Origin of the sequence: Micromonospora sp. WMMC273, assembly GCF_027460285.1 — a bacterium.
GTDB classification, from domain to species: domain Bacteria; phylum Actinomycetota; class Actinomycetes; order Mycobacteriales; family Micromonosporaceae; genus Micromonospora; species Micromonospora aurantiaca.
Genome location: NZ_JAPZBE010000001.1, coordinates 1,545,370 through 1,558,317 on the forward strand (window position 1 = coordinate 1,545,370; position 12,948 = coordinate 1,558,317).

Consider the following 12,948-nt stretch of genomic DNA (forward strand, 5'->3'; position numbering starts at 1 on the left):
CTAGGAACGGCAGCCACCTGCCGTCTTGTACGGAACCGACACGACTCAGCAGCCGCACGACGCGCCGGCCGGGGCGGTGAGGTCGTCGGCGGGGCGCCGGACCAGCCCCGCCTCGGTGCGTACCGGGAAGCCTTCCCGCACCCAGTACTCGTACCCGCCGATCATCTCCTTGACCGGGCGGCCGAGCCGGGCGAACTCCCGCGCCGCGCGGGTGGCGCCGTTGCAGCCCGGCCCCAGCAGTACGTGACCACAGTGGCGTCCGGCGGGATCAGCTCGCCCGCCCGGGCGGCGATCTCCGCGGTGGGCAGGTGCACGGCGCCGGGGATGTGCCCCTGCCGCCACGCCGCGAGGGAGCGCGAGTCGACCACGACCAGGCCGGTCACGCCCGCCTCCAGGTCGGCGTGCACGTCGCTCACGTCGGCCTCGAAGGCGAGCCGGGCCGAGAAGTGGGCGAGGGCGTCGGCGGGGCGGGCGGGAGGAGTGCGCAGGACGTTCGACATGACACCCATCGTGGTGGCCGCCGTCCGGCCGCTCCAGTGGCGTGAGCGACGCCCTTCGCTAAGATCCCGCCATGAGCCCCGCCACCGTGTCGGTGCTGGCGTACGAGGGCATGTCGGTGTTCGAGACCGGCATCGTCACCGAGGTCTTCGGCCTGCCCCGCCCGGAGTTCGACGTCGGCTGGTACGAGCTGACCGTCTGCGCGGAGACCCCCGGCACGGTGCGGCTGGTCGGCGGCGCCACCCTGCACACCGACCACGGCCTCGACGCGTTCGCCGCCGCCGGCACGCTGATCGTGCCGGGCGTCGCCGACGTGCACGCCGACCCGTCACCCGCGCTCACCGACGCGCTCAGCGCGGCCCACCGGCGCGGCGCCCGGATCGTGTCGATCTGCTCGGGCGCGTTCGTCCTGGCCGGCGCGGGACTGCTCGACGGCCGCCGCGCCACCACCCACTGGCGGTACGCCGACCTGCTCGCCCGGCGCCACCCGGCGGTCCGCGTCGACCCGGACGTGCTCTACGTCGACGACGGGGACATCCTCACCAGCGCGGGCAGCGCGGCCGGCCTCGACCTCTGCGTCCACCTGGTACGCCGCGACCACGGCCCGACGATCGCCAACGCGGTCGCCCGCCGGCTGGTCGTACCGCCGCACCGCGAGGGCGGCCAGGCGCAGTTCATCGAGGCGCCGGTGCCGAGCGACCCGGAGGACGACCGGCTCGCGGCGAGCATGGCCTGGGCGCTGGCGAACCTGAACACCCCGATCACCGTCGACCGGCTGGCGCGGCGGGCGCACATGTCGGCGCGTACCTACCTGCGGCACTTCGCGCGGGCCACCGGCACCACCCCGATCCGCTGGCTGATCGACCGGCGCGTCCAGGCCAGCCTGCCGCTGCTGGAGACGACCACCGCGCCGATCGAGGAGGTCGCCGCGGCGGTGGGGTTCGAGACGGCGGTGACGTTCCGGCACCACTTCGCCGCCGCGATGCGGACCTCGCCGTCGGCGTACCGCCGGGCCTTCACCGGGGCGTCAGGCGGTGCTCACGCGCCAGGCAGCGGGACGACGTAGGAGTCGACGCGGGCGATCAGCCCGTCCCGGAACGTGAACAGGTCGTTGAAGGCGAACCGGAACGGCCCGTGCTCGACGCTGACGCCCCGGCCCTCGCCGGTCACCACGACGACCGGCCCGTCCTCGTGCACGCGTTCGACGTCGAGCCGCGGGCTGCCGGTGAACGCCGGGTTCTCGATCTCGCCGTCGAACTCCGCCCGGCCCCGGGTGGTGCGGTGGCCGTGGATGACCCACTCGACGTCGTCGGTGAGCGTGGCGAGGATGCGTTCGTGGTCGCTCGCCCGGAAGCCGTCGAAGTATTCGGCGACCAGGTCACGCTGGGTTGCTCGGGTCACTGGTGTCTCCATCGTCGTGGTGTCGGAGGTGGGCGGCGAGGGCGTCGAGGATCGAGGCGAGCCCGTCGGCCGCCTGGTCGCTGCGCAACTCGGGCGGAAGTCTGCGCTGGTGCACGGTGAGGTCGGTGCCGTACCCGGCGGGCCGCAGCGTGACGGTGGTGCGCAGGCCGGTGACCGGCTCGTCGAACACCAGCTCACGCGGCTCGTCGACGCTCACGTAGACGAACCGCAGGCGCCCGGTCCGGCCGTCCGGGGCGCGCGTGTCCAGCGCGAACCCGCCGCCCGGTCGCAGGTCGACAGTCACCGAGCCAGGCGGCACCGTGGCGTGCGAGCCGCCCCAGAACGCGGCGATGCCGGACGGTGAGGTGAAGGCCTCCCACACCCGGTCCGGCGCGGCGGGCAGGTGGCGCCGCGCGATCAGTTCGTCGCCGTGCCGTTCGGTACGGGCCGTCACCGGGTCGCCTCCGGATCGGAGAGGTGCGTCTCCAGCGCGTCGAGACGGTCGTCCCAGGCGCGCCGCTGCTCGTCGATCCACGTACTCAGCCGGGCGAGCCGGTCGACGCGCAGCCGGCACGGCCGCCGCGTGCCCTCCCGGCGCTGCTCGACCAGGCCGCACCGGCGCAGCACACCGACGTGGTGGGAGATGGCCTGCGGCGTCAGGTCGAACGGCTCACCCAGCTCGCCCACTGTGGCCTCACCCCGGGCGAGGCGGGTCACCAGGGCGCGGCGGACCGGGTCGCCGAGGGCGGCGAAGGCGAGATCGAGGTCCGGATCGGAGCGCATGCCCTCACGCTACCGCAAACACAAGTTTGCGCAAACGATCCTTTGTTGATGCTGGCGCCGGGTCAGAGCGCGCCGCTGCGGACAGCCTCGTAGATGGTGCTGATCGTCGGTGTGAAGCCGAGGCTGCGGGCGAGGCTGATGTCCATCTGCCCCCGCCACGGCTGACTGAGCGGTTCGGCGGAGGAGCCGTAGGAGTAGCCGACGAGCTGGGACATCTCGTAGATGCTCAGGGGTGACTCGTCGGCGATGTTGACGGTGCGGTTGTCGAAGGCGCCCGTGAGGGCCAGTGCGAACGCCGTGGCGATGTCGGCGTGGTGGCAGACGCTCAGTCTCTGTGCCGGGTGCCACCCCATGCCGGCCGCGAGTTCGGGCAACGATTCGAGGTGCCCGTCCCGGTCTCCGTAGATGAAGGGAAGCCGCAGGATGCCCCAGGTGAGCCCGCTGGCACGAAGCAGTTGCTCGGCTTCGATCTTGCTGGCGGGGTAGGCGAGCGTCGGCGCGACGGGGTCGTCCTCACGCCCGGGGTGCGTGCTCCCGGAACCGTAGACGTTGGAGGTGCTGGCCAGCAGGAACCGGGCCTTCGGCGCGTGCTTCTCAACGGCGTCGATGAGATTGCGGGTGCCGTCCCGGTTGACGGCCCAGATCTGATCGTCGTCGCGGGTGCGGAAGACAGCGGCCAGGTGGATGACCGCAGTGACGGCTTCCACGGCTGCCGGCAGGGATTCGGGGCTGAGGACGTCACCCTCGACGCGCCGTACGCCTTCGGGCACTGCTTTTCCGGGACGGGCGAGGGCGCGGCACTCGACACCCGCCGCGGTGAGCCGCCCGAGCAGGCGGGAGCCGACGAGGCCCGTTCCGCCGGTCACGAGAACGGTCATGATCCGTGCTCCTTCCGGTAGTCGATGAGTCGTCTGGTCGCGCCGCTGAGGACCCGGTTCATGGTCTCGATGTCCGCGGGGTCGACTCCGCCGAAGGCGACTTCCGCGATCAACGCCATCGGATCGGGGAGCGAGTGCCACAGGTTCACGCCGGCCGGCGTGATGTGCAGCTGCTTCTGACGCTGGTCGTCCGGGTCGGGCACCTGTTCGATCAGGCCTTTGCGGACGAGCGCTGCGATGACCGCGCTGAGGGTCGCCCGTTCGACCTCGAGTTCGCGGGTGAGGGTGCGCTGGCCGACCGGCCGGCCCTCACTCAGCCGGTACAACACGTACCACTGGGTGTTCCCGAGATCGTAGGGGCGCAGCACGGACTCCATGAGGGCCCGGCTGGCGAGGAAGTACTTCTTCGCCCAGACACCCGGAGCGTCCAGCTCGTAGGCGTTCATATCGTTAGGCACCTGACAACATTGTCAGGCGCCTAACGGTATGTCAAGAGGTGGCCGCGCGCCGGAACGCGGCGGGGTGTCCGGCAGTTGGGTGAGCAGGGGACGGGCGCGCCGTTTCGGGCGGCGTGACATCGGGAACGTCGTCGGGACGGGCACGGGACGGAGGCCGACATGAGGACACCGAGTCGCCGTAGGCGGATGCTTGGCGTACCCCTGCTCGTCACCGCGCTGCTGGCCGGCGCGTGCGGCGACGGCGGTGGGAACGACGGCGGTGGGAACGACGGCGGTGCCGCTGGCACGAGCGCGACCTCGGCGACCACCCCCGCGACGCCGGAGACGTCGCAGTCGTCCGGCGGGCCCGTGACGATCCCGACGTCCGCCTTCGTCGACCTGCCGCCGGAACTGCGCAAGGCCGCCGCCCAGCCGACCGACGCCGCCGACGCGCTGCCCGAGCTGTGCGACAAGGAGTTCCGCAGCGGCGGGCGGTCGGTCACCGCGAGCGCCGCGATGATGAGCACCTACAAACTGCCGAAGGACCCGCCGGAGAACGTCCCCTACGGCACGCTGCACCAGACCGTCTTCGCGTTCGAGGGCACCGGCGCCGCCGACTACCTGCGCCGGGTGCGCGGGGCGGTGGCGGACTGCCGGTCGTTCCAGGCCTCGGGCGGCACCGTCACCGTCGTGTCCCGGCCGATGGCCGGGACCGGGGACGAGGCCCTGCTGGTCACGGTGAGCCGGCCCGCTACCGGCCTGGACGGCAGCCCGGCCCAGGGCCGGAGCACCAGCCAGATCCTCGTGATCCGGGTCGCCGACGCGGTGACTGTCGTGCACGACCAGGGCTGGGAGGGCACCAGCACCGACCCCGGCCTGGCCGACGACATCGCCCGGGCCGCGGTCCGCGGCCTCGACTCCTGGCAGCGCTGACGTCGCCGGCCGCGCCCGCCTGGCCGCGCCGCCGGCACGGTCAGGACACGGCGGCACGCACCAGCTCGGCGAGCTTCTTCTCCACCTCCGGGCTCCACCGCACCAGCGCGAACGACGCCGGCCACATGTCGCCGTCGTCGAGGTTCGCCGCCTCCTGGAAGCCCACTGTCGAGTAGCGGTACTTGAACTTCCCCGCGTCCTGGAAGAACACGACGATCTTGCCGGCGGCGTTCGCGTACGCGGGCATGCCGTACCAGGTCTTCGCCGACAGGTCCGGGGCGGCGGCGGTGATCGTGGCGTGTACGCGCTCGGCCAGCTTCCGGTCCTCCGGCGCCATCTGCGCGATCCGGTCGAGCACCGCCTGGAGGTCGTCGGCCTTCTTCGCGCCCTTCTTGCCCTCGGCGCGCAGCTCGGCCGCGCGCTCCTTCATCGCGGCGCGTTCCTCGGCGCTGAACCCGTCGGACATCTCGATCCCCCCTCGTGACTCGCGGTCCGCGTGGTGCCGACCGCCTGATGACAACGCTATGGCGCGGCGGTGACGGCGCGCTTCTCGATTCCTGATCACCTGCCGGGACCACGGCGACCCGGCGCGGCACCTACCATCGCCGCCATGGCAACCCGGTTCGTACAGATCAACATGAAGGCCCACGACGAGGTGGCGCTCGGCGATTTCTGGGCGAAGGTGCTCGGCTGGGGGATCTCCAGCGAGGCCCCCGGCGTGACGAACCTCGAACCCGAGGACCTCACCTACCCGGACCCCCGCGCCCTCTACATCGATCTCGTCGTCTCCTCCGAACCGAAGACGGCGAAGAACCGCGTCCACGTCGACCTCGCGACCACCTCGGCTGCGCACCACGCGGAGCTGGTCGCGCGCCTGACCGCGCTCGGCGCCACCCCCGCCGACATCGGCCAGGGCGACGTGCCGTGGACGGTCCTGGCGGACCCGGAGGGCAACGAGTTCTGCGTACGGGAGCCGAACCCGCGGCACGCGGACACCGGGCCGATCGCCGAGGTGGTGGTCGACTGCGAGGACCCGCGGGGCATGGCCGGCTTCTGGAGCCGGGCCACCGACTGGACCGTGCACGAGGTGACCGACCGGCAGGCGATGCTGCGCTCCGCGAAGGGCGTCGGGCCGTACCTGCGGTTCGCCCGCACCGCCGACGCGAAGACCGGGTGGAACCGCGTGCACCTCGACGTCCGCCCGTACCCGTCGGACGACCTGGACGCCGAAACCGCCCGCCTGCGGTCCCTCGGCGCCACCGCCGCCGACGTGGGCGGGGCCGACATCCACTGGCGGGTGCTCGTCGACCCGGAGGGCAACGAGTTCTGCGTCCTCACCCCGGGCTGACCGGCCTCGGCGCCGGGCGCGCGGACGCGCCCGCCCGGCGCCGGTCAGGCCGGCCGATTCTCCGCCCGGAACTCGTGGACCACCTCGATCGGCCCGACGATGTGCCGGTTGAAATCGTCCAGTTCCTCGGCCGGCACCCACAGCTCCAGGATGTCCCGGCCACCCACCTGCCGGACCGGGTAGCGGGCGGCGAACGCCCGCTCGACGTGGAAGCGCGTCACGTAGCCGGCGCCCGACGCCGGCACGTTCCAGTCCCGGGCGATCATGACGGCGTACTGCTCGTTGAGCACCGGATAGAAGATCGGCTGGTCCGGCAGCCGCGGCGGCCAGGCCCGCCAGCCGGAGGCGCGGACGAGGTCGAGCTCCCGTGGACCGGTCGGGCGCCACAGCGTCGTCGTCTCCGTCATGACGTGTCCCTTCTGCGACGGTCGTGGCACCGTACCGGCGGCGCGCCGCGACCGGCCATCGGGTTTCGGCAGCAGAATCGACAGCGGGTGCGATGAGTTCGCGAAGCCTCGGCGGTCCACCCGTCGACATCCCAGACAGACAGGTAGGGAGCACCGCGATGGCCACTGTCATCTCCACGCTGTTCATCTCGGCCGACGGTGTCGCCGAGATCGACCCCGACTGGCACTTCCCGTACTTCGACGAGAACATGGGCCGGGCCGTCACCGAGGACTACGACACCTCCGACGTGCTGCTGATCGGCCGGGAGACGTACGACAGCTTCGCCGGCGCCTGGCCGGACCGGGAGGCAGCCGGCGGTGAGGACGCGCCGTTCGCCAAGCAGCTCGGCGACATGCGCAAGGTCGTCGTGTCCCGCCAGCCGCTGGAGTTCTCCTGGCGCAACTCCGAGCTGATCCAGGGTGACCTGGTGGACGCCGTGCGCGCGCTCAAGGCCGACGCCGGCATCAAGGGCATCCTCATCCCCGGGTCGATCTCGGTGGTGCAGCAACTGCTCGCCGCGGGCCTGGTGGACGAACTGCGCCTGCTGGTGCACCCGGTCGCCGCCCGCAAGGGCCGCCGGCTGTTCGACGAGGGCGACGCGCCGTACCACCTGCGGGTGGCCGCGACCGAGGTGTACCCGACCGGCGTGATCCGGGTGATCTACACCCCGGCGCCGGCGCCGGGCGCGGTCGGCTACGACGACGTCAAGGAGCAGGTGCCGGCCGGCAGCTGACGATCACGGGCCGCGGCGGCCTGGTATGTCGTGAAAGGATCTGCCGCGTGCGTCGCGCCCCGCTGCTGCTGATCCTCGCGGCCGTGTCCGCCGTCGCCCACGTCGTCGGCGTCCTGGTGGCCGCCCCGCTCTGGCGCGGCGCCGAGGTGCTGAGCCTGGCGCTGCTGCTCGGCTACGCCGTCGCCGCCGGACTGCCGGCCCCGCGCTGGGCGGTGCCGGTGGCGCTCGTACCGCTGGTCGTGGACGCGGTCCGCACCATGCCGGCCGAGCCGGGCGCCGGGGACGCCGCCTGGTTGGTGTACGGCGGCCCCGGCAGCGGCTTCGACGTCACGGCCGGCTTCGACGCGGCGCTCGCCGGCAGCTGGCCGGCGCTAGTCGCGGTGGCGGTGCTGCTGCTCGCGTACCGGGGCCGCAGCCGGCGCTGGCATCTGATCGCCGCGGCGGTCGCCGCCGCGCCCGTCGTCGGGTACGCGGCCGTCCGGGTCACCGACGTCGGCGCCGCAGTGGCCGCGAGCACCCGGGTCGTGGAGGTCCGCACCGGGACCGCGCTGACCCGGGTGACCGGATCGGGGCAGGACCAGGCCGATGTCGTGCCCGCGCTCGTCCTCGCGGTGCTGCCGCCGCTGGCGCTCGCACTCGCCGCGCTGGCGCTCGCCGCGCTGCTGGCCGGGCGGGGCCGGCGGCTCGCCGCGACCGGGGCGGCACTGCTGGCGGTGCTCGCGCTGCCGCTGCTCGACGCGGCGCTGGCCGCGGTGCCGCATCCGTTGGACGCCGACGGCACCGCGCTGTTCGCCTGGTACGCCATCACACCCACCGCGGCGATGCCGCAGCCGGTGGCGGCGCTGACGGCGGCGGTGGAGCTGGCCGCGTACCTGCTGCTCGTCGCCGGGCTGGCCCGCTCGCACCGTGCGGCGGTGCCCGCACCGGCGGCGGCCGGGTGACGTCAGGCGGTCGACTCCAGCTCGTCGAAGGCCATGTTCCACCACGACTCCGGCTCCGCGAACGCCACCGGGTCGACCGGGCGCAGGTCGTCGCGGATCGCCGCCGCGCGTGCGGCCCGCTCCCGCCCGCCCGGGTCGGTGGCGATGAGCTGTCCGAGCCGGTAGAGGAACTCCACGAACGCGGCGAACGTGCTGTTCACCGTCTCCAGGTTCGGTGTCTCCAGGTCCAGCAGGATCACCGCGCCGGTGCCCGCGTCCAGGCAGAACAGCAGCGCCGGGTCCTCCGGGGAGGCGCCCAGCACGACGTACGGGCGGGGGCCCTGGTCGCCCAGCTCGATCGACAGCGTGGAGAACAGCTCCACGTCGGGGACCGAGACGTCGACGGTGAACAGGATCGGCACCTCGACCGGCAGCGCCCCGTCGGGCGGGAACACCTCCGGCCCGAGCGGCCCGAGGACCGCGTCGAAGCGCTGATCGGGGAAGTAGATGACGCCCCGCTCACCCCAGAGGGCGGTGAGCTGCTCCCGGGTGACGGTCACGGCTGCGCCTCGTCCTCGTCGACCTCGTCCGCCTCGTCGAGCAGGCCCTGCCGGTCGAGGAACGCGTACCACCCGTCGTCGTCGGTGACCAGCTCGGCATAGCCGGGGCCGAGCACGTAGTAGTGCACGAACGAGTCGAGGTCGGGCGCCAGCTCCTCGAACGCGTCGCCCATGAACCACTCGGTGCCGGTCGGCGGGAAGTACCAGACCGCGCCGGTGGCGCGCTCCAGGAAGATCGGCTCGTCGCTGCGGGTGCCCACGACGAGCCAGCCGCCCTTGTCCTGCGGAATGGGGGAGAAGTCGGGCGCGTAGTCGAGGAAGTACTGAATCCCGGCCAGCCGGGCGGTCGAGGCCAGCTCGAGCGCGCCGGCCCGCAGCCCGTCGGCCACGAGCAGGAACTCGCGGACGCCGTCCGGCAGCTCCGGCGGCACGTCACCGGCGTCGGCCGGGTCGCCGATCTGCCCGTACGCGAGACTCGCCGGCTCGTCTGCGGCCAGGTCGGCGCGGAGTTCGTCGAGAAGCTGCGCGAGATCGGAAGTCAATCCACTACCTCTATTCGGATCGGGGTTCCGTCCGGCAGATTCTGGATCTGCCCCCAGATCTGGGAGCCGATGTCCGTGTTGGTTCTACCATGCAGCAGCTTGAGGTTGTCGACGGTGTCCGGCCCGCCGAGCTGCAGTTCCCACACGTGGTCGGGATGGTAGTCGCTGAGCCGTTGACTGAGCCGGTTGGCGAGGTCCTTGTCGTGCGGCCAGTACTTGTCCCAGATCTTCTGCCGGATCCGGTCCTTGTAGCCGTCGGTGATGCTCTTGTCGCGCTGCACCGGGTTGGTGGCCTTGTAGAGCTTGCCGTCGTCGCTGAGCTTCTTCAGCGCGGCCATCTTTCGCCGGAACTGGGCGGTGGCATGGAAGTCGCGGCGCTCCACCCGGACCACCTTGGTGGGCAGGCTCCGGTTCGGTCCGGTGACCCGGACGATCGGCTTCTCCAGCTTCTCGACCGCCTTGCGGACGATCTTGCCGGCGGCCGGTTTCGCGGCGGCGCCCCGGCCGCGCCTCGGGCTAGGCATCGAGCAGTCTCCCGATGACCTGGTCGATGAGCGCGCCGACGATCTCCCGGGTGATGATCTGGAAGATCGGGATCTCGGCCAGCGAGGCGCCGAACGTGACCACGGCGGTGGCGATCGCCTGGGCTACCTGGAACGCGAGGATGGCGAGCTGCACGATCACGGCGATCTTCAGCGCCAGCACGATCGCCGCGCAGATGATCAGCCCGGCGCCGAGCAGCATCGCCGCGGGCATGCTGTCGTGCAGCACGAGCGGCCCGTTCTGCTCGCCGCCCCACCACTTTTGGAACGCCGCGATCGCCGGGCCGACGTTCTGCGTCCACACCTGCGCGGCGGCCGCGTCCGCCTCGCCGGCTGCCGCCCCGATCCGGCCGCCGAACTCGAGCCACGCCTGGCCCATCTCGAAGAGCTTCTCCTCGTCGGCGGCCGGCCAGGTGTAGCCGATCCAGCCGAGCGCGGTGACCAGCTCACCGGGTAGTTGCAGTCCCACGGCTCACCCCAGCCCGCCGGCCAGCGAGCGCATGGTGCCCGCGCCGTCCTCGTCGACCCGCTCGTACGAGTCGGCCATCCCGGTGATGTCGGCGCCCGCGGAGGTGAACTCGTCGGCGGCCATGCCGAGGCAGTCGAAGATGTAGTTCGCCACCTCGGTGTACGCGACGCCGATCAGCGACCCGATGTCGTCGGCGCCCCACGGCTCGCCGTAGCCCTGCATCCGCGCCTCGAACGCCTCCAGCTCGCCGTTGAACCGCTTGGCCACGTCGGTGACGCCACGCCCGGCGGCCCGGATCAGCGGCGGGTGCACCTCGAAGCCGCCGCCGCTCATCGCTGCCCGCCGCGCGCCAGCCGCTCCTGCGCCTCGGTCAGCGCGTCGAGGAACGACCCGAGCCGGGGTACGGCCGTGTCCCGTACCTCCTGCAACTGTTCCCGCAGCTGCGACATGTCCGCGACCTGCGGGGCCGGGCCGGCGCGCAGCCCGTCGATCGCCGCGTTGACGGCGGTGACGACGTGCGCGGTCAGCTCCTCGGAACCGAGCCGCATCAGCCGCGGCTCGACGTGCAGCGACTGGAGCCTGCCGTCGCGCCCCATCTCGGCGCGTACCTGCCCGTCGGCGGCCTCGCCCACCGCCGGCGTCTCCGCCTCGTCCGCCGGCGGCGGACCGACCGTCCGAAGTGCCGCCATCGTCGCGTCGAGCATGCGGGTGAAGTCGCCGCTCATCGAAGGATCCGCACTCATGAGCCCTCCCCAAGGCCAAACGCCACGAGCGTAACCGAGAGGGACAAAGCGATTCCGTCCCGTACGACCGCACGGTCCACGACGGACCGCCCGACCGGCCTACCGTCACGGGCGTGAACCGTCCGGACGCGAGCAGCGGACAACAGGTGACACGTCCCCACTCGCCGAAAGGCCGCGCATGAGAAGACTGAGACGGGCGAAGGATGTCGACGTCGGCGCGCTCACCGACGCCGAGGTCGTCGCCCGGTCCGTGCGGGAGCCGGAGACCTTCGCCGCGATCTTCGACCGGCACGCGCCGCACATCCACCGCTACCTGGCGCGGCGCCTCGGCTCCGCGGCCGCTGACGACCTGGTGGCGGAGACGTTCCTCGCCGCGTTCCGGCGCCGGGAGCGGTTCGACACCGGCTGTCCGAACGCCCGCCCCTGGCTGTACGGGATCGCCACCAACCTGGTCGCCCAGCAGCGGCGGATCGAGGAACGGGAGTACCGGCTGCGGCAGGCGTACCACCCGGCGACGTCCGAGGCGTCCCCCGCCGACCGGGTCGCCGCCGAGGTGACTGCGCGGTCGCTGCGCCGGCACCTGCTGGACGCGCTGGCCGGGCTCGCCGACGGCGACCGCGACGTGCTGCTGCTCGTCGCCTGGGAGGACCTGACGTACGAGGAGGTCGCCGCCGCGCTGGCCATCCCGGTCGGCACCGTGCGGTCCCGGCTGAACCGGGCGCGCCGGCTGCTGCGGGAACGGCTCGGCGGCGAACCGGCCGACACCATCGAGGAGGTACTGAGCAATGGATGAGATGAGACTGCTCCAGCGGCTCGGCGACGAGACCGGGCTGCCGGCGGACGAACGACTCGGCGCCGCGCGTACCCGGTTGGTCGGCGCGCTGACCGCGACGGAGGCCGCGCCGGTTCGGCGGGCGCGACGGCCGGCCTGGCGGCTGGTCCTCGTCGGCGTCGCGACGGCGTCGGTGGCGGCGTCGCTCGCGGCGGTGCTGGTGCTGGCGCCGGACCGGATCGGCGGCAGCGCGCCGGCCGCCCGGGCCGACGCCCGGCAGGTGCTGCGCGACGCGGCGGCGGCGGCGTTGCGGCTGCCGGACGTCGAGCCCCGGCCCGACCAGTTCGTCTACACGCGCTCGCAGGGCGGCGCGGAGCTGCGGGAGAGCTGGGCGTCGGTGGACGGGACCAGGGACGGCCTGGTCGTCGAGTACCCGCCGGGCGGCCGACAGGAATACGTGCTCCCCGGCTGCCGGGACGGCCGTGCGAAGGGGTACAAGGGTCAGCAGCTCATGCCGGGCACCGAGCCGTGCGTGCCGGAGCCCGCCTACGATCCCGCCGTGCCCACCGACGCCACCGCGATGCGCGCCTACCTGGACAAGCACCGCAGCGGCGAGCCCGGTGACGTCAACGCCGCCGCCAAGGACGTGCTGTTTCTGCTCAACGACTCGTACCTGAGGCCACGGTCGCGGGCCGCGCTGTTCGAGGCCGCCGCCGCGACGCCGGGCCTGAAGGTGGTGGAGAAGGCCACCGACGGTGCGGGCCGCTCCGGTGTGGGCGTCAGCTGGTCCTCCCCGGGGAACCCGGCCCTGATGGTGATGGTGTTCGACCCGCGGACGTACGCGTTCCTCGGCGTGGGCGGGGAGGCAGGCACGTCCGCGGTGCTGTCCGTCGCGATCGTGGACCGGGTCGGCCAGAAGGGCTGACGCCCGCCGGGCGGGCC

20 protein-coding genes and 1 pseudogene are annotated in these 12,948 nt (G+C 72.8%); 7 read left to right on the forward strand and 14 right to left on the reverse strand.

Features of this window, described 5'->3' with window-relative positions:
* Positions 1–45 precede the first annotated feature (45 nt).
* Positions 46–509 (reverse strand): annotated as a pseudogene (locus O7611_RS07390) (rhodanese-like domain-containing protein).
* 62 nt (positions 510–571) lie between these two features.
* On the opposite strand from O7611_RS07390, the gene ftrA reads away from it, so the two are divergent.
* The gene (ftrA, locus tag O7611_RS07395) at positions 572–1,564 is read left to right on the forward strand and encodes a transcriptional regulator FtrA (protein WP_269696454.1); all 993 of its coding nucleotides are present in this window, start codon (positions 572–574) and stop codon (positions 1,562–1,564) included.
* Here the strand turns inward: ftrA and O7611_RS07400 are convergent.
* The 5 genes from O7611_RS07400 to O7611_RS07420 form a co-directional block, all read right to left on the reverse strand.
* The gene (locus tag O7611_RS07400; RefSeq protein ID WP_135239141.1) at positions 1,537–1,899 is read right to left on the reverse strand and encodes a nuclear transport factor 2 family protein; all 363 of its coding nucleotides are present in this window, start codon (positions 1,897–1,899) and stop codon (positions 1,537–1,539) included. The two genes, ftrA and O7611_RS07400, sit on opposite strands and share 28 nt — an antisense overlap.
* A complete protein-coding gene (locus O7611_RS07405) occupies positions 1,877–2,353 on the reverse strand; it encodes an SRPBCC family protein (RefSeq protein WP_194800816.1) in 477 nt (158 codons plus the stop codon). The genes O7611_RS07400 and O7611_RS07405 overlap by 23 nt, the downstream gene beginning before the upstream one ends.
* Positions 2,350–2,682, reverse strand: a complete 333-nt coding sequence (locus tag O7611_RS07410; protein WP_194800817.1) for an ArsR/SmtB family transcription factor — start codon at positions 2,680–2,682, stop codon at positions 2,350–2,352. Before O7611_RS07410 ends, O7611_RS07405 begins: the two co-directional genes overlap by 4 nt.
* 62 nt (positions 2,683–2,744) lie before the next feature.
* Positions 2,745–3,560: an NAD-dependent epimerase/dehydratase family protein gene (locus O7611_RS07415; RefSeq protein ID WP_269696455.1), complete on the reverse strand. Its 816-nt coding sequence runs from the start codon at positions 3,558–3,560 to the stop codon at positions 2,745–2,747.
* A complete protein-coding gene (locus O7611_RS07420; RefSeq protein ID WP_269696456.1) occupies positions 3,557–3,937 on the reverse strand; it encodes a MarR family winged helix-turn-helix transcriptional regulator in 381 nt (126 codons plus the stop codon). Before O7611_RS07420 ends, O7611_RS07415 begins: the two co-directional genes overlap by 4 nt.
* Before the next feature lie 240 nt (positions 3,938–4,177).
* Between O7611_RS07420 and O7611_RS07425 the strand changes: the two genes are divergently transcribed.
* Positions 4,178–4,930, forward strand: coding sequence for a hypothetical protein (locus O7611_RS07425; protein WP_269696457.1), 753 nt, complete (start codon positions 4,178–4,180; stop codon positions 4,928–4,930).
* A gap of 40 nt (positions 4,931–4,970) precedes the next feature.
* On the opposite strand, the gene O7611_RS07430 is transcribed toward O7611_RS07425, so the two are convergent.
* Positions 4,971–5,396 (reverse strand): iron chaperone, encoded by a 426-nt coding sequence (locus O7611_RS07430; RefSeq protein WP_194800820.1) that lies wholly within the window; start codon positions 5,394–5,396, stop codon positions 4,971–4,973.
* A gap of 144 nt (positions 5,397–5,540) precedes the next feature.
* On the opposite strand from O7611_RS07430, the gene O7611_RS07435 reads away from it, so the two are divergent.
* Complete coding sequence (locus tag O7611_RS07435; protein ID WP_269696458.1) at positions 5,541–6,278, forward strand: VOC family protein; 738 nt, start codon at positions 5,541–5,543, stop codon at positions 6,276–6,278.
* Between the two features lie 44 nt (positions 6,279–6,322).
* Here O7611_RS07435 and O7611_RS07440 read toward each other — a convergent pair whose 3' ends face one another.
* Positions 6,323–6,685: an ADP-ribosylation/crystallin J1 gene (locus O7611_RS07440; protein WP_194800822.1), complete on the reverse strand. Its 363-nt coding sequence runs from the start codon at positions 6,683–6,685 to the stop codon at positions 6,323–6,325.
* Positions 6,686–6,843: 158 nt separating this feature from the next.
* On the opposite strand from O7611_RS07440, the gene O7611_RS07445 reads away from it, so the two are divergent.
* Complete coding sequence (locus O7611_RS07445; protein ID WP_269696459.1) at positions 6,844–7,458, forward strand: dihydrofolate reductase family protein; 615 nt, start codon at positions 6,844–6,846, stop codon at positions 7,456–7,458.
* A gap of 47 nt (positions 7,459–7,505) precedes the next feature.
* On the forward strand, positions 7,506–8,399 hold the full coding sequence (locus O7611_RS07450; protein WP_269696460.1) for a hypothetical protein: 894 nt from the start codon (positions 7,506–7,508) through the stop codon (positions 8,397–8,399).
* 2 nt (positions 8,400–8,401) lie between these two features.
* Here O7611_RS07450 and O7611_RS07455 read toward each other — a convergent pair whose 3' ends face one another.
* From O7611_RS07455 to O7611_RS07480, 6 genes are read right to left on the reverse strand one after another with little or no spacing between them, the layout of a single operon-like run.
* Positions 8,402–8,938 carry an SUKH-4 family immunity protein gene (locus O7611_RS07455; RefSeq protein ID WP_269696461.1) on the reverse strand — a complete coding sequence of 179 codons (537 nt, stop codon included), beginning with the start codon at positions 8,936–8,938 and terminating at the stop codon, positions 8,402–8,404.
* Complete coding sequence (locus O7611_RS07460; protein WP_269696462.1) at positions 8,935–9,480, reverse strand: SUKH-4 family immunity protein; 546 nt, start codon at positions 9,478–9,480, stop codon at positions 8,935–8,937. Before O7611_RS07460 ends, O7611_RS07455 begins: the two co-directional genes overlap by 4 nt.
* A complete protein-coding gene (locus tag O7611_RS07465; RefSeq protein WP_194800828.1) occupies positions 9,477–10,004 on the reverse strand; it encodes an endonuclease in 528 nt (175 codons plus the stop codon). Before O7611_RS07465 ends, O7611_RS07460 begins: the two co-directional genes overlap by 4 nt.
* Entirely contained in the window at positions 9,997–10,491 is a 495-nt protein-coding gene (locus O7611_RS07470) for a WXG100-like domain-containing protein (protein ID WP_013285192.1), read from the reverse strand. The genes O7611_RS07465 and O7611_RS07470 overlap by 8 nt, the downstream gene beginning before the upstream one ends.
* 3 nt (positions 10,492–10,494) lie before the next feature.
* Entirely contained in the window at positions 10,495–10,824 is a 330-nt protein-coding gene (locus O7611_RS07475) for a hypothetical protein (protein ID WP_269696463.1), read from the reverse strand.
* The gene (locus O7611_RS07480; RefSeq protein ID WP_194800830.1) at positions 10,821–11,234 is read right to left on the reverse strand and encodes a YbaB/EbfC family nucleoid-associated protein; all 414 of its coding nucleotides are present in this window, start codon (positions 11,232–11,234) and stop codon (positions 10,821–10,823) included. The genes O7611_RS07475 and O7611_RS07480 overlap by 4 nt, the downstream gene beginning before the upstream one ends.
* A 178-nt stretch (positions 11,235–11,412) precedes the next feature.
* Here O7611_RS07480 and O7611_RS07485 point away from each other — a divergent pair, with 178 nt between their 5' ends.
* Positions 11,413–12,027, forward strand: a complete 615-nt coding sequence (locus O7611_RS07485) for an RNA polymerase sigma factor (protein WP_194800831.1) — start codon at positions 11,413–11,415, stop codon at positions 12,025–12,027.
* Positions 12,020–12,931 carry a CU044_5270 family protein gene (locus O7611_RS07490; RefSeq protein ID WP_269696464.1) on the forward strand — a complete coding sequence of 304 codons (912 nt, stop codon included), beginning with the start codon at positions 12,020–12,022 and terminating at the stop codon, positions 12,929–12,931. Before O7611_RS07485 ends, O7611_RS07490 begins: the two co-directional genes overlap by 8 nt.
* Positions 12,932–12,948 lie beyond the last annotated feature (17 nt).

Coding starts and splice junctions, on each gene's coding strand:
- O7611_RS07490 (WP_269696464.1), top strand. CDS start 12,020: ATGGATGAGATGAGACTGCTCCAGCGGCTCGGCGACGAGACCGGGCTG.
- O7611_RS07425 (WP_269696457.1), top strand. CDS start 4,178: ATGAGGACACCGAGTCGCCGTAGGCGGATGCTTGGCGTACCCCTGCTC.
- O7611_RS07475 (WP_269696463.1), bottom strand. CDS start 10,824: ATGAGCGGCGGCGGCTTCGAGGTGCACCCGCCGCTGATCCGGGCCGCC.
- O7611_RS07485 (WP_194800831.1), top strand. CDS start 11,413: ATGAGAAGACTGAGACGGGCGAAGGATGTCGACGTCGGCGCGCTCACC.
- O7611_RS07430 (WP_194800820.1), bottom strand. CDS start 5,396: ATGTCCGACGGGTTCAGCGCCGAGGAACGCGCCGCGATGAAGGAGCGC.
- O7611_RS07420 (WP_269696456.1), bottom strand. CDS start 3,937: ATGGAGTCCGTGCTGCGCCCCTACGATCTCGGGAACACCCAGTGGTAC.
- O7611_RS07435 (WP_269696458.1), top strand. CDS start 5,541: ATGGCAACCCGGTTCGTACAGATCAACATGAAGGCCCACGACGAGGTG.
- O7611_RS07465 (WP_194800828.1), bottom strand. CDS start 10,004: ATGCCTAGCCCGAGGCGCGGCCGGGGCGCCGCCGCGAAACCGGCCGCC.
- O7611_RS07445 (WP_269696459.1), top strand. CDS start 6,844: ATGGCCACTGTCATCTCCACGCTGTTCATCTCGGCCGACGGTGTCGCC.
- O7611_RS07410 (WP_194800817.1), bottom strand. CDS start 2,682: ATGCGCTCCGATCCGGACCTCGATCTCGCCTTCGCCGCCCTCGGCGAC.
- O7611_RS07440 (WP_194800822.1), bottom strand. CDS start 6,685: ATGACGGAGACGACGACGCTGTGGCGCCCGACCGGTCCACGGGAGCTC.
- O7611_RS07415 (WP_269696455.1), bottom strand. CDS start 3,560: ATGACCGTTCTCGTGACCGGCGGAACGGGCCTCGTCGGCTCCCGCCTG.
- O7611_RS07480 (WP_194800830.1), bottom strand. CDS start 11,234: ATGAGTGCGGATCCTTCGATGAGCGGCGACTTCACCCGCATGCTCGAC.
- ftrA (WP_269696454.1), top strand. CDS start 572: ATGAGCCCCGCCACCGTGTCGGTGCTGGCGTACGAGGGCATGTCGGTG.